The 12,139-nt window shown below is 73.7% G+C and carries 9 protein-coding genes; 2 read left to right on the top strand and 7 right to left on the bottom strand.

Features of this window, described 5'->3' with window-relative positions:
* Positions 1 to 107: 107 nt before the first annotated feature.
* Together ACZ4SV_RS03115 and ACZ4SV_RS03120 are read right to left on the bottom strand one after the other, a co-directional pair.
* A complete protein-coding gene (locus tag ACZ4SV_RS03115) occupies positions 108 to 1,388 on the bottom strand; it encodes an IPT/TIG domain-containing protein (RefSeq protein ID WP_468000953.1) in 1,281 nt (426 codons plus the stop codon).
* Between the two features lie 241 nt (positions 1,389 to 1,629).
* A complete protein-coding gene (locus ACZ4SV_RS03120; protein ID WP_365878063.1) occupies positions 1,630 to 2,424 on the bottom strand; it encodes a class II aldolase/adducin family protein in 795 nt (264 codons plus the stop codon).
* A 142-nt stretch (positions 2,425 to 2,566) separates the two neighbouring features.
* Between ACZ4SV_RS03120 and ACZ4SV_RS03125 the strand changes: the two genes are divergently transcribed.
* The gene (locus tag ACZ4SV_RS03125) at positions 2,567 to 3,034 is read left to right on the top strand and encodes a pyridoxamine 5'-phosphate oxidase family protein (protein ID WP_468000955.1); all 468 of its coding nucleotides are present in this window, start codon (positions 2,567 to 2,569) and stop codon (positions 3,032 to 3,034) included.
* Positions 3,035 to 3,058: 24 nt separating this feature from the next.
* On the opposite strand, the gene guaA is transcribed toward ACZ4SV_RS03125, so the two are convergent.
* Complete coding sequence (gene guaA / locus ACZ4SV_RS03130; RefSeq protein WP_365878059.1) at positions 3,059 to 4,639, bottom strand: glutamine-hydrolyzing GMP synthase; 1,581 nt, start codon at positions 4,637 to 4,639, stop codon at positions 3,059 to 3,061.
* Between the two features lie 282 nt (positions 4,640 to 4,921).
* On the opposite strand from guaA, the gene ACZ4SV_RS03135 reads away from it, so the two are divergent.
* The gene (locus tag ACZ4SV_RS03135; protein ID WP_468000958.1) at positions 4,922 to 5,197 is read left to right on the top strand and encodes a chorismate mutase; all 276 of its coding nucleotides are present in this window, start codon (positions 4,922 to 4,924) and stop codon (positions 5,195 to 5,197) included.
* A 399-nt stretch (positions 5,198 to 5,596) separates the two neighbouring features.
* Here the strand turns inward: ACZ4SV_RS03135 and ACZ4SV_RS03140 are convergent, their stop codons facing one another.
* From ACZ4SV_RS03140 to ACZ4SV_RS03155, 4 genes are all read right to left on the bottom strand, one after another.
* Positions 5,597 to 7,402 (bottom strand): GMC family oxidoreductase N-terminal domain-containing protein, encoded by a 1,806-nt coding sequence (locus ACZ4SV_RS03140; RefSeq protein WP_468000960.1) that lies wholly within the window; start codon positions 7,400 to 7,402, stop codon positions 5,597 to 5,599.
* Between the two features lie 64 nt (positions 7,403 to 7,466).
* Complete coding sequence (locus tag ACZ4SV_RS03145) at positions 7,467 to 9,080, bottom strand: succinic semialdehyde dehydrogenase (protein ID WP_365878053.1); 1,614 nt, start codon at positions 9,078 to 9,080, stop codon at positions 7,467 to 7,469.
* 127 nt (positions 9,081 to 9,207) lie between these two features.
* Positions 9,208 to 10,278, bottom strand: coding sequence for a serine/threonine-protein kinase (locus ACZ4SV_RS03150; protein WP_468000962.1), 1,071 nt, complete (start codon positions 10,276 to 10,278; stop codon positions 9,208 to 9,210).
* 119 nt (positions 10,279 to 10,397) lie between these two features.
* Positions 10,398 to 12,128 (bottom strand): protein kinase domain-containing protein, encoded by a 1,731-nt coding sequence (locus ACZ4SV_RS03155; RefSeq protein WP_468000964.1) that lies wholly within the window; start codon positions 12,126 to 12,128, stop codon positions 10,398 to 10,400.
* Between the last annotated feature and the right edge of the window lie 11 nt (positions 12,129 to 12,139).

Genomic DNA, 12,139 nt, shown 5'->3' on the forward strand with positions numbered 1-12,139 from the left:
CCGCCGTGCGCCCCTCTTGTGACGATACGTATGACGAAGGGAGCCCGTTCAATCCTGTCCAGGATGATTTTCCGGATTTCGGGGGTCCGGCGCGAGCCGCCTGGTGTTCACTCCGTCACCTGGAGCGGGTACCGGTTCGTCGCCACGCCGGCCGCCGTCACCACCTGGACGTCCACCGGGCCGGGCTCGACGTCGGCGGGCACGGACACGGTCAGGGTGGTGTCCGTGGGGTTGCGGAAGCCGCCGGTGACCGGGACCAGGGGGACGTGCACGTCGACGGCGCCGATGCGGACGACCAGCCGGGAGAGCCGGTCGGCGGACTGCGCGCCGGGCGGGACGAAGCCGCTGCCGCGGATCTCGATGTCGTCGCCGGTGCGGACCGGGCCGTCGAGGGCGCCGGGCTCGCGGGCGCGGACCACCGAGAGGACGACCGGCCGGCCGCCCTCGGCGTACTTGCCGGCCAGGTAGGTCGCGGCGGAGATCAGCACCACCACGGCCAGGCCCCAGGGCAGGTCGGGCAGCCGGTCGGGGCGGCGGGCCAGCCGTACGGCGGCGAACAGCAGGGCGACGGCGCTGATGGCGACGTACTGGATGTCGGTGAAGGCGCCCCGGCCGGAGTCGTCGGTGAGCAGGTCGGCGGCGCGCGGGCGGTGGGAGGGCACCTTCTGCAGCCGCTGGGCGAGGATGCGCACGCCCACCACCCGGCGGACCAGGACGGCGATGCCGCAGACGACGGCGAGGACGGTCACCACGCCCGCGCCGCGCGCCAGATCGAGGCCGGAGATCAGCGCGTCGCGTCCGGCGTGGCCGGAGGCGGCGGCCAGGCGGGCGGCCAGCAGCAGGACGGCATAGCCGACGAACAGCACCCAGCAGGCGGCGACGGTACGGGAGGTGGAGATGCGGTTGTCCTCGCCGATCAACGGGGCGAGCGCTCCGCCGCGCGCCCGGTGCAGGAGGCAGGCGGCGGTCAGCGCGCCGGCGACGGCGAGCGCGGCGAGCAGGGCCGCGGTGCGGGCGCCGGTCCAGCCCGCGCCGATCGCGGTGAGCGCCTCGGCGAGCAGGAGCACGACGACCGCGCCCCACACCGCGCACACCGTCCGCAGCCACAGCCGGGCGAGCCGGACCGCGCCCTCGGCCCGGCTCCGCTCGGCGACGGCCTCGGCCCGCTGGGTCAGTTCCTCGGACACCCACTGGCGGGACGCCGGGGCCGAGTGCGCCACGGCCGCCGGCAGCCCCAGCCCGGCGGCGAGCTCGTCGCGCCGGCGCAGGAACGCGGCGACGGCCCGCCGGTGTCCCTCCCGGGCGCCGTGCGGGCAGTCCCCGCAGGCGCAGCCGCCCGCGTGGACGTCGTCCGCGTCCGCGTCCTTCCTCGTCTCCCGCACCACCACGCCCGACGCCCGCCTTCCCCACGCCCCGCCGGCCCCGCCGCCGGCACCCGCGGTGCGCGCTGCGGCCCGGCAACTCCCCTGTGCCGACTGCGAATTGTGCCCTACCGCGGGCCCTTCGGGATGGTCGGTCCGGGTTCTGGAGGGAGAACGGGAGGGTGAGGCCGGGGCCGCCGGGTTGACCCGTCCGCGGGAGTCCCGGGGCGGCCGGATGCCGGGTGCGGTGCGGCTGTCCGGCGGGGGCTCAGCCGAGCAGGTCCGGTTCGGCGCGGCTGATGTCCTGCCACAGCGGCTGGTAGTTGATCCAGGCCACCAGGTCGCCGCCGAGCTGTTCGCGGGTGGCGACGGCCGCCTTGTGGTCGATGAGCACCGGCCGGCCCGCGGCCTTCGCCGTCAGCTGGACCTGGCAGGAGCGGTCCAGGGACAGGAACCACCAGGCGGCCGCGTCCACCGAGTCGCCGACGGTGAGCAGCCCGTGGTTGCGCAGCACGAGCGCCTTGCGGGAGCCCAGGGTGGCGGCGATCCGGCGGCCCTCGCCGGCGTCGACGGTGACGCCGGTGTAGGTGTCGTAGAGGGCGATGTCCTCGTAGAAGGCGCAGCTCTCCTGGGTGATGGGGTCGATCAGGTCACCGAGGGCGGCGAGGGCGCGGCCGTGCACGGAGTGGCAGTGGGCGACGGCGACGACGTCGGGGCGGGCGGCGTGCACCTGGGCGTGGACGGTGAAGGCGGCCTGGTTGACGTGGTAACGGCCCTCGACGACCTGCCCGTCCTGGTTGGCGAGGACCAGATCGCCGACCGTGACGTGCTTGAACGGCATCCCGAACGGGTTGACCCAGAAGCAGTCGGTGTACTCCGGGTCCCGGGCCGTTATGTGGCCGGACACCCCGTCCTCGAACCCCGCCCGTCCGAAGATCCGCAGGGCGCCCGCGAGCCGCTCCTTGCGGTGCCGGCGCTCGGCCTCGGCCGACTCGTGCATCGGCGGCATGGCGAAGTGCAGCCGGTCGGTGGGCAACGGCAGGGGCGGGGTGGGCCCGTGCATGGATCCTCCAGCGAGGCGGGTGGCGTTACGGGCCGGAAGTTACCTGCGGTGAGCGGGAAAAGGCAGGGATGTTCCGTGAAAGACGAGATCCGCGGCGAATACCCGACAGAAGGTGTCCGGATGGTGCGGGAGGCTCGTGCGCATGAACTGGCACGCTTTCCGCACCGCCGCGCCCGCGCTGGCCGCGATCGCCGAGGAACGCTTCGGCGCCTACCGGCACCATGTCCTCGCGACCCTCCGCAAGGACGGTTCGCCCCGCACCTCCGGGCTGGAGGTCCGCTTCCTGGGCGGTCAGCTGTGGCTCGGCATGATGCCGGGCTCCGTCAAGGCCCTCGACCTGCGACGCGATCCGCGCTTCACCCTCCAGGCCAATCCCGGCGACGGCACGGACATGGGCGGCGGGGACGTCCGGATCGGCGGGCGGGCGTTCGAGGTCGGGGAGGGCGCGGAGAAGGCGGCGTATGTGAAAGAGGTGGAACCGCCGCAGCCGTTCCACCTCTTCCGCACCGAGCTGACGGAGGTCGTCCGGACCTGGGTCGAGGACGACGCGTATCTCGTCACCCAGGTCTGGACACCCGGCCGGCCCGTACGCACGCTCAAGCGCACCTAGGGCCTACCGGCAGGCCCCGGGGGCCTACTCCCACTCGATGGTGCCCGGGGGCTTGCTCGTCACGTCGAGGACGACGCGGTTGACGTCGCGGACCTCGTTGGTGATGCGGGTCGAGATGCGGGCGAGGACGTCGTACGGCAGCCGGGACCAGTCGGCGGTCATGGCGTCCTCGGAGGAGACCGGGCGCAGCACGATCGGGTGGCCGTAGGTGCGGCCGTCGCCCTGGACGCCCACGCTGCGGACGTCCGCGAGCAGGACGACCGGGCACTGCCAGATGTCGCGGTCCAGGCCGGCCGCGGTCAGCTCCTCGCGGGCGATGGCGTCGGCCTCGCGCAGCAGGTCCAGGCGCTCCTTGGTGACCTCGCCGACGATCCGGATGCCCAGGCCGGGACCGGGGAACGGCTGGCGCTGGACGATCTCCTCCGGCAGGCCCAGTTCCTGGCCGACCATGCGGACCTCGTCCTTGAACAGCTTGCGCAGCGGCTCGATCAGCTTGAACTCGAGGTCCTCGGGCAGGCCGCCGACGTTGTGGTGCGACTTGATGTTCGCCGCGCCGGTGCCGCCGCCGGACTCCACCACGTCCGGGTAGAGGGTGCCCTGGACCAGGAACTCCACGGCCGGGCCCTCGTCGGCGATGATCTCGGCCTGCGCCTGCTCGAAGACGCGGATGAACTCGCGGCCGATGATCTTCCGCTTCTCCTCGGGGTCGGAGACCCCGGCGAGCGCCTTCAGGAAGCGCTCCTCGGCGTCGACGACCTTCAGCTGGACGCCGGTGGCCGCGACGAAGTCCTTCTCGACCTGCTCGGTCTCGCCCTTGCGCATCAGGCCGTGGTCGACGTAGACGCAGGTCAGCTGGGAGCCGATGGCCTTCTGGACGAGGGCGGCGGCGACGGCGGAGTCCACGCCGCCGGACAGGCCGCAGATCGCGCGCTTGTCGCCGACCAGCTCGCGGATGGCCTGGACCTGCTCCTCGATGACGTTGCCCGTGGTCCAGTCCGGCTTCAGGCCGGCCCCGCGGTACAGGAAGTGCTCCAGCACCTGCTGGCCGTGCGTGGAGTGCATGACCTCGGGGTGGTACTGGACGCCGTAGAGCTTCTTGTCGTCGTTCTCGAAGGCGGCGACCGGGACGACGTCCGTGGACGCGGTGACCGTGAAGCCGTCGGGGGCGGCGGAGCAGGCGTCGCCGTGGGACATCCACACGTGCTGCTCGTCCGGGGTGCCCTCGAAGAGGGTGGAGGACGCCTTGGAGACGTGCAGACCGGTACGGCCGTACTCGCGGGCGCCGGTGTTGTCGACGGTGCCGCCGAGGGCCTGCGCCATCAGCTGGAAGCCGTAGCACATGCCGAAGACGGGCACGCCGGACTCGAAGAGCTCGCGGTCGAGGCGGGGGGCGCCCTCCTCGTAGACCGACGAGGGACCTCCGGAGAGGATGATCGCCGCGGGCTGCTTGGCGAGCATCTCGCGGACCGGCATGGTGCTCGGCACGATCTCGCTGTAGACCCGCGCCTCGCGGACGCGACGGGCGATGAGCTGGGCGTACTGCGCGCCGAAGTCGACGACCAGGACGGTGTCGGAGGAGGCGGCAGACTGGGTCGCTGATGACACGGGGTGCCTTCTGGTGGTCGGGCGGGGGCCTGTGCTTCCGATTCTAACGGGGCGGCCGCGAGACCTCCGAGCCAAGCCGCCGTGGCATACTGGCCGCATGCGCAAGCACTCGACCTTCGTCTTTACCTATGGCACCCGGCCCGCCGGCTGCCATGGTCGTGCTGCTTGAGCCAACCGCCAAGCGACTTCCCAGGCGCCCCGGGCCGACAAGGCCCGGGGCGCCTGTCGTTCACCGGGTTCCGCCGTTCCGGGGCTTCCGTCCTTCCGACCGAGGAGCCCGATATGACCACCCTTCCCGCGGCAGCGGCCGACACCCCGGAAGCGATCATCGCCGACGCCCGGGAGCGCATCGACGCGCTCGACGAGCGGATCATCGCCCTCGTGCAGGAGCGGATGGGCGTCTCCGCCGTCGTCCAGCGGACCCGGATCGCCGCCGGCGGGCGGCGGGTGCACCTCTCCCGCGAGATGGAGATCCTCGGCCGCTACCGGGACGCCCTCGGCAAGCCCGGCACCGCCCTCGCGATGACCCTGCTGGAGCTGAGCCGGGGCCGCGTCTGACTCCGGTCCCGCTCTCACCCGTACGGAGCGTGACCGGCGTGCGCACCGCCTCGTTGAGGGAGTGTCCGTGTCAGCCAGGGGCGGGCCCGACGAAACCACGCGTGGCTCAGCGGAGCGATGAGGCGTACGGGTCGTGCCGTGCGCCGTGGGACCTCGCTCCGGAACACCGGCCGGACCGCAAGGGACAGCGGCCCGGCCGGGCAGGAGAAACGGCCGGCTCCGGGGACGCCCGGGGCCGGCCGGCGGACCGTGCCCCGCCGGACAGGCACCCATTTGTGATGCACGTCACACGAGAAGTCCCGGGCTTCGAAGCAACCCTTTCAGCTTTTCGCTGATCAAACCTGCCGGATCAAGAAACGGTGGGAGGGACCTGCTTTCGGAGGGGGATGCAGGTCCCTGTCACTTCTTCGGCGGCACGGCCGGTATCCCGAGGAATGGCAGCCGCAGCGCGCCGAACGCCTCCGCCGGTACCGCGGGAGCCTGGGGCTCCACCGGACGCAGCCGCTCGTACGCCGCTCCCGGCGCCGGCCGCGGATCCTCCTCGCCCTTGTTCGGCCAGAACGACATCGCCCGCTCGGCCTGCGCCGTGATGGTCAGCGAGGGGTTCACGCCCAGGTTCGCCGAGACCGCCGCGCCGTCCACGACCGAGATCCCGGGGTGGCCGTAGAGCCGGTGGTACGGGTCGATCACGCCCGTGTCCGGGGAGTCGCCGATGGGACAGCCGCCGAGGAAGTGGGCGGTGAGCGGGGTGCCCATCAGCTCGCCGACGTTGCTGCCGGCGAAGCCGTTGATCTCGGCGGCGAGCGCGGAGGCCGCCTCGGTCGCGGCCCTGATCTGCCGGGGGTTCGGGGCGCCGTGCCCCTGCCGGGCGGTGAGCAGGCCCCGGCCGACGCCGTCGGACTTCAGGTAGGTGGTCAGCGAGTTGTCCAGGGACTGCATGACCAGGCCGATGATGGTCCGCTCCGACCAGCGCCGGTTGGACAGGGAGCGGGCGACCAGCAGCGGGTGCCGGGCCGCGTTCGCCAGCCAGGCCAGAACGCGCGAGGACCCTTCCGCGTACGGCACCTGGAGGATCGACAGGCTGCCCATCGAGTTGGAGCCCTTGCCGTAGCGGACCGGCTCGATGTGGGTGTTCTCGTCGGGGTGGATCGAGGAGGTGATGGCCACGCCCCGGGTGAAGTCGGCCCGGGACTCGCCGGTGGCCCGGCGGTAGCGGCGGTCGTCGGTCTGCGCGCCGACCAGCGCCTCGGAGTTGGTGCGGGTCAGCTCGCCCAGCCGCCGGGAGAGGTAGGGCAGGTGGCCGCCGGCCTTCATGCGGTGCAGCAGGGTCTGGGTGCCGTAGGTGCCGGCCGCGAGGACCACCCGGCGGGCCGTGAAGAGGCGGCCCGCGCCCTTCCGCTTCCGGTCCGTCGGCAGGGTCGCCACCGCGTAGCCGCCCCGCGAGTCGTCCGTGACGGACACCACGGTCGTCATCGGGTGGACGACCGCGCCCGCCTTCTCGGCCAGGTGGAGGTAGTTCTCGTTGAGGGTGTTCTTGGCGCCGTGCCGGCAGCCGGTCATGCACTCGCCGCACTCGGTGCAGGCCCTCCGCTCCGGTCCGGCCCCGCCGAAGTAGGGGTCGGCCACCCGCTCGCCGGGCCGGGCCCGCACCGCGCCGTCCGCGTCCTCGCCGTCCCCGAAGAACACCCCGACCGGCGCCAGGTGGAAGGTGTCGCCGACGCCCAGCCGCCGGGCCGCCGCCCGCAGATGCACGTCCGACGGGGTCATGGTCGGGTTCAGCCGGACCCCGAGCATGCGCCGGGCCTGGTCGTAGTACGGCTCCAGCTCCTGCTGCCAGTCGGTGATGTGCCGCCACTGGGGATCGTCGAAGAAGGGCTTCGGCGGCACGTAGAGGGTGTTGGCGTAGTTGAGCGAGCCGCCGCCGACGCCCGCGCCGGCCAGCACCATGACGTTGCCCAGCAGATGGATCCGCTGGATGCCGAACAGACCGAGTTTGGGGGCCCACAGGTAGTTCTTCAGGTCCCAGGAGTTCTTCGGCAGGGTGGCGCGGGTGAAGCGGCGGCCCGCCTCCAGCACGCCGACCCGGTAGCCCTTCTCGGTGAGCCGGAGGGCCGACACCGAGCCGCCGAATCCGGAGCCGACGACGATCACGTCGTAGTCGTACCCGTCCTCGTCCCGGGTCTGGACAGACTTCTCCTGCGACACGTGCTCTCCTCGTCGAGAACGGGGTGTTTCCCGTGGAACTTGCGGCGGAACTCCCGGCGGACCGCTAGCGGAACCGGAACGCCTTCATCAGGCGCAGGCTCGTGCTCATGAACCGGGCGTACGCCTCGTCGTCCATGCCCAGCGAGGGCGCCATCGGCAGCAGCCGCTGCTGCGCCACCGTCTGGGACTCGGTGTACTTGAGGATGCCCTCGGAGCCGTGGCGGCGGCCGAGGCCGGAGTCCTTCATGCCGCCCATCGGGGACTGCACGCTGCCGTAGGCGGGGGCGAAGCCCTCGTTGATGTTGACCGTGCCGGTGCGCAGCCGTGCGGCGATGTCCCGGCCGCGGCGGGCGTTCGTCGTCCACACGGACGCGTTCAGCCCGTACGGCGTGGCGTTGGCGCGCTCGACGGCCTCCTCGTCGCCGCGGAAGCGGTAGACCGAGACGACCGGGCCGAAGGTCTCCTCCTCGCACACGGCCATGGCCGGCTCCACGCCGTCCAGGATGGTCGGTTCGAAGAAGTACGGGCCGATGTCGGGACGGGCGACGCCGCCGGCGAGCACCTTCGCGCCCTGGGCGACGGCCTCCTGGACATGCCGTTCGACGGTCTTCAGCTGGCGTTCGCCGGCCAGCGAGCCCATGTCGGCGCCGTAGGCGAGGGAGTTGCCCAGCCGCATGGCCCGGGTGCGGGCGACGAACCGCTCCAGGAAGGCGTCGGCCACGGACTCGTGGACGTACAGCCGCTCGATGGAGATGCAGAGCTGGCCGGCGGAGGAGAAGCAGGCGCGGACGGCGCCGGCGGCGGCCTTCTCGATGTCGGCGTCGTCCAGCACCAGCATGGCGTTCTTGCCGCCGAGTTCCAGCGAGACGCCGACCAGGCGGGCGGCGGCGCCGACGGCGACCTCGCGGCCGGTGCGGGTGGAGCCGGTGAAGGAGACGAAGTCGGCGTGCCGGACCAGTTCGGGGCCGACGGCCGGGCCCTCGCCGAGGACGACCTGGAAGACGCCTTCGGGCAGTCCGGCCTCGATCAGCAGGTCACGCGCCCACAGAGCGGTGAGGCAGGTCTCCGTGTCCGGCTTCATCACCACGGCGTTGCCCGCGACGAAGGCGGGCAGGGCGTCGCCGATGGACAGCTCCAGCGGGTAGTTCCAGGGGGCGATCTGGCCCACGACCCCGCGCGGGTGCCGCAGTTCGGCGACCTTGGTCAGCGCGGGTATGGCGCCCGCGTGCCGCTTGGGCCGCAGATAAGCGGTGGCACGGCGGCCGTAGTGCCGGGCGGCGACGGTTACGGCCTGCACCTCCTCCTGCGCGTGCAGCCGGGCCTTGCCGGTCTCCAGCTGGATCAGGTCCAGGACCTCGGCCTGCCGCTCCAGCAGCAGGTCGTGGAAGCGCAGCAGCACGGCGGCCCGCCGCCGCACCGGGATCCTCGCCCACACGGCCTGCGCGGTCCGGGCCGCCGCGAAGGCGTCGCGGATGTCCTCGGGGCCGGATTCGGGCAGGTCCGCCAGCTTCTCGCCGGTGAGCGGCGAGTGGTTGGCGGTACGGCCGGATCCGGTGACGCCCTTGGTGAGCCGGGCCACCACCTCCGGCGTGACCACGTCGGCGGCGGTGCGGGCACCGTCGGGGGCGGGCGCGAGCGGGTTGGTACCGGCGGTCTGCGGAGCCTGCGTGTCCGTCATGACGCGCAGGGTATGCCGGTCCGGGGCGCTTTGTGTACCCGTCGGTAACGGGCTTTCACGGACCACGCACACGCTGCCAGTGATCACTGGCAGCGAATGTGCTGATCAGGGCGTTGGCGGGGACGGTTCAGTCGGTGCCGGATTTTCTGGCGAGCAGCAGACCGAGCGCGGCCAGGGACGCGCGACGGGCCGGGGCCGGGGCCGGCGGCGCGGCTTCGGACTCCGGGCCGGCCCCGGCGGAATCCGCGGACGGTGCGGCGGTGTCCGCGGCGGGCGCCGCGGAGTCCGAGGTGGCCATGGCGGCGGCCGGGGCCGGGGCCGGCGAATCGTGAGCCGCTACGGCGGAGTCCGGGGCCGCCGAATCACGAGCCGCCACGGCAGAGTCCGGGGCCAGCGCCGTCGCATCCGGAGCCGCCACCGCAGTGACCGGGGCCGGGGCTGGGGCCGGTGGTACGGCCGTAGGGGGCAGGCAGGCGCGGAGGGCGGTTTCGGTCTCCGTCGCGTCCGGGCGGGCCGTCGGCTCGACGGCGTGCAGCCGGGCCAGCAGCGGACCCAGCGGCCCGGGGTCCGTGTCTCCGAGGGCGGTGCGCAGCAGCGCACCCAGGGACCACAGGTCGGAGGCCGGTCCGGCGCCGGGCCCGGCCGCCCGCTCGGGTGCCACGAAGCCGTCCGGCGCGTCCTCGGCGTGCGAGTCGCCGATGCCGAAGTCGGTCAGGACGACGCGCCCGGTACCGGACTCCAGCAGGACGTTGGCCGGTTTGATGTCCCGGTGCACGATGCCGACGGCGTGCGCGGCGCGCAGCGCGCCCAGCACGGCGAGACCGATCCGCGCGGCCTCCGCGGCCGGCAGCGGTCCGCGCCGCAGCACCTCGCGCAGCGACTCGCCCGCCACCAGCTCCATCACGATCCACGGGATCCCGGCCTCGGTGACGACGTCGTACACCGTCACCGCCGAGGGGTGCCGCACCCGGGTGGCGGCGCGGGCCTCGTGGTGGAGCCGGTGCGCGGCGCGCCGGCTCTCCTCGTCGGAGACCGGATGGCCGGGCAGCAGCGGCTCCTTGACGGCGACCGTCCGCTGCCCCTGCTCGTCCCGGGCCCGCCACACGGTCCCGGCCGGGCCGGAGCCGAGGCGCCCGGTCAGCCGGTAGCGGCCGCCGATCAGCCGTACGCCGGGCGGGTGTTCGCCGTCTTCGGTCATGTCCCATGAGTACCGTGCGCGCCACGCCGTTGTCGAAACGGGCGCCGTACCCCGAGGTCCGGCGTGGCGTCCGCGTCCGGAACCGTCCCGCTCGTCCCGCCCCGGCCGGCGCGGACCGGTCACGGACCGGTAGCGGAGAACGTGTCGACGGCCACGTCGAAGTACTCCCGCGCCTCGCGCACCTTCCCGACCGGCGCCGACACCCAGACGTCGTAGAACCGGCCGCTCTCCTCCCAGCACAGGTCGTACGTGTGGCGCGGGCCCTCCGCCGTGCTGAAGCCGTTCCAGGTGTACTCCCAGAGCGCGGCGGGGCGTCCGCGGTGGGTGGCCGGGGTGACCCGGCCGTCGTGGTAACCGGGTTGGTCGGTGCTGCCGTTGGCCGCGGCGCGTTCCAGCACGGCCTGCGGGCCGCCCGGTTGCGGGCCGGTGACCTTGATGCCGAGGCGGAAGGTCCGTCCCGGCGAGTAGTAGAAGACGCGTTCGCCCTGCGGGCCGCGGGTGAAGTCCTCGGGTACGGCGAGGGAGAAGCCGGCCGGGTCGCGGGCGGTGCGGTAGCCGGAGGGCGCGGTGTGCGCGCCGGAGGTGACCGGGCCGGGGGTGGTGGGCGTGGGGGTGGCCGGGGTGCCGGTCGGTGCCCGGGACGGGGGCGTGCCCGACGGCGTGTGGGCGGGGCCCGTGCCGGTGCCGGTGGCCGGGGTGGTGGCCGTACCGCCCGGTGTGCCGCCCGCGCCCCCGCCCTGGTGCAGCAGCAGCGCCGCCGCCGACACGCCCGCCCCGGTCAGCGCGGCGACGAGCAGCGCCGCCACCAGCACCCCGCGCGGTGCCGGCCGGGCCGGCGGCGGCTGGGCCGGCGGCGGCTGGGCCGGCGGTCCGGCCCAGCCGGACGGGGGCGTGCCGTCCGGCTCGGTCGGCGGAGCGGGCAGCGTGACCCTCGGCGTACGGCCGCCGCCGATCCGGTGCATGAGCCCGCCGCCGTGCGTTCCGGTCGCGCCCTGGCCGCCGCCGGGCGCGGCCGGTGTCCGGCCGGTCGCCAGGTACATCCGCAGCATCCACTCGGCGTCCGCCGCGCCCAGCCGCCGGCCGGGGTCGCGCTCCAGCAGGCCGAGGACGACGGGCAGCAGCGGCTCGGCCTGGGCCGGCGGGCGGATCTCGTCGGAGACGACGGCGTGCAGGATGCCGCCGAGCGAGTCGCGCCGGAACGGCGACTCGCCGCTGAGCACCGTGCACAGCAGCGCGCCCAGCGACCACAGGTCGGACTCCGGTCCGGTACGCAGCCCGGACATCCGCTCGGGGGCGGTGTATTCGGGCGAGCCGACGAACGCGCCCGTCTCGGTGAGTGTGGTGGCGCCCTCCACCTGGGCGATGCCGAAGTCGGTGAGGACCACCCGGTCGGTGCCGGACTCGATCAGGACGTTGGCGGGCTTGATGTCCCGGTGCAGGACGCCCGCCTCGTGCGCGGTGCGCACCGCGCTCAGCAGGGCGATGCCGATCCGCGCGGCCTCGGCGGCGTCGACCGGGCCGTGCCGGTCGATGTGCTCGGCGAGCGAGCCGCCGTCGACCAGCTCCATCACCAGGTACGGCCGCTCGTCCTGCTGCACCACGTCGTGCACGACGATGATGTGCGGGTGCCGTAACTGGCAGACGGCGCGGGCCTCGCGGAACGTACGGTCGCGGCGGCGCCGTGCGTCGTCGTCCGGGAGCGAGTCGTCCGGCAGCAGTTCCTTGACCGCCACCTGACGGCCCAGCACCTGGTCGGTCGCCCGCCACACGACGCCCATGCCGCCGCGCCCGACGCGTTCCTCCAGGCGGTAACGGCCCGCGATCAGCCGGAAGGCTCCCTCGGTCCCCATGCGCCCCATCA

The sequence above is a fragment of the Streptomyces sp. NPDC027672 genome, from assembly GCF_055566335.1.

Bases quoted from the DNA above. Each gene is read 5' to 3' on its own strand.
- ACZ4SV_RS03125 (WP_468000955.1), top strand. From the start codon at position 2,567: ATGAACTGGCACGCTTTCCGCACCGCCGCGCCCGCGCTGGCCGCGATC.
- ACZ4SV_RS03155 (WP_468000964.1), bottom strand. From the start codon at position 12,128: ATGGGGACCGAGGGAGCCTTCCGGCTGATCGCGGGCCGTTACCGCCTG.
- ACZ4SV_RS03150 (WP_468000962.1), bottom strand. From the start codon at position 10,278: ATGACCGAAGACGGCGAACACCCGCCCGGCGTACGGCTGATCGGCGGC.
- ACZ4SV_RS03135 (WP_468000958.1), top strand. From the start codon at position 4,922: ATGACCACCCTTCCCGCGGCAGCGGCCGACACCCCGGAAGCGATCATC.
- ACZ4SV_RS03120 (WP_365878063.1), bottom strand. From the start codon at position 2,424: ATGCACGGGCCCACCCCGCCCCTGCCGTTGCCCACCGACCGGCTGCAC.
- ACZ4SV_RS03145 (WP_365878053.1), bottom strand. From the start codon at position 9,080: ATGACGGACACGCAGGCTCCGCAGACCGCCGGTACCAACCCGCTCGCG.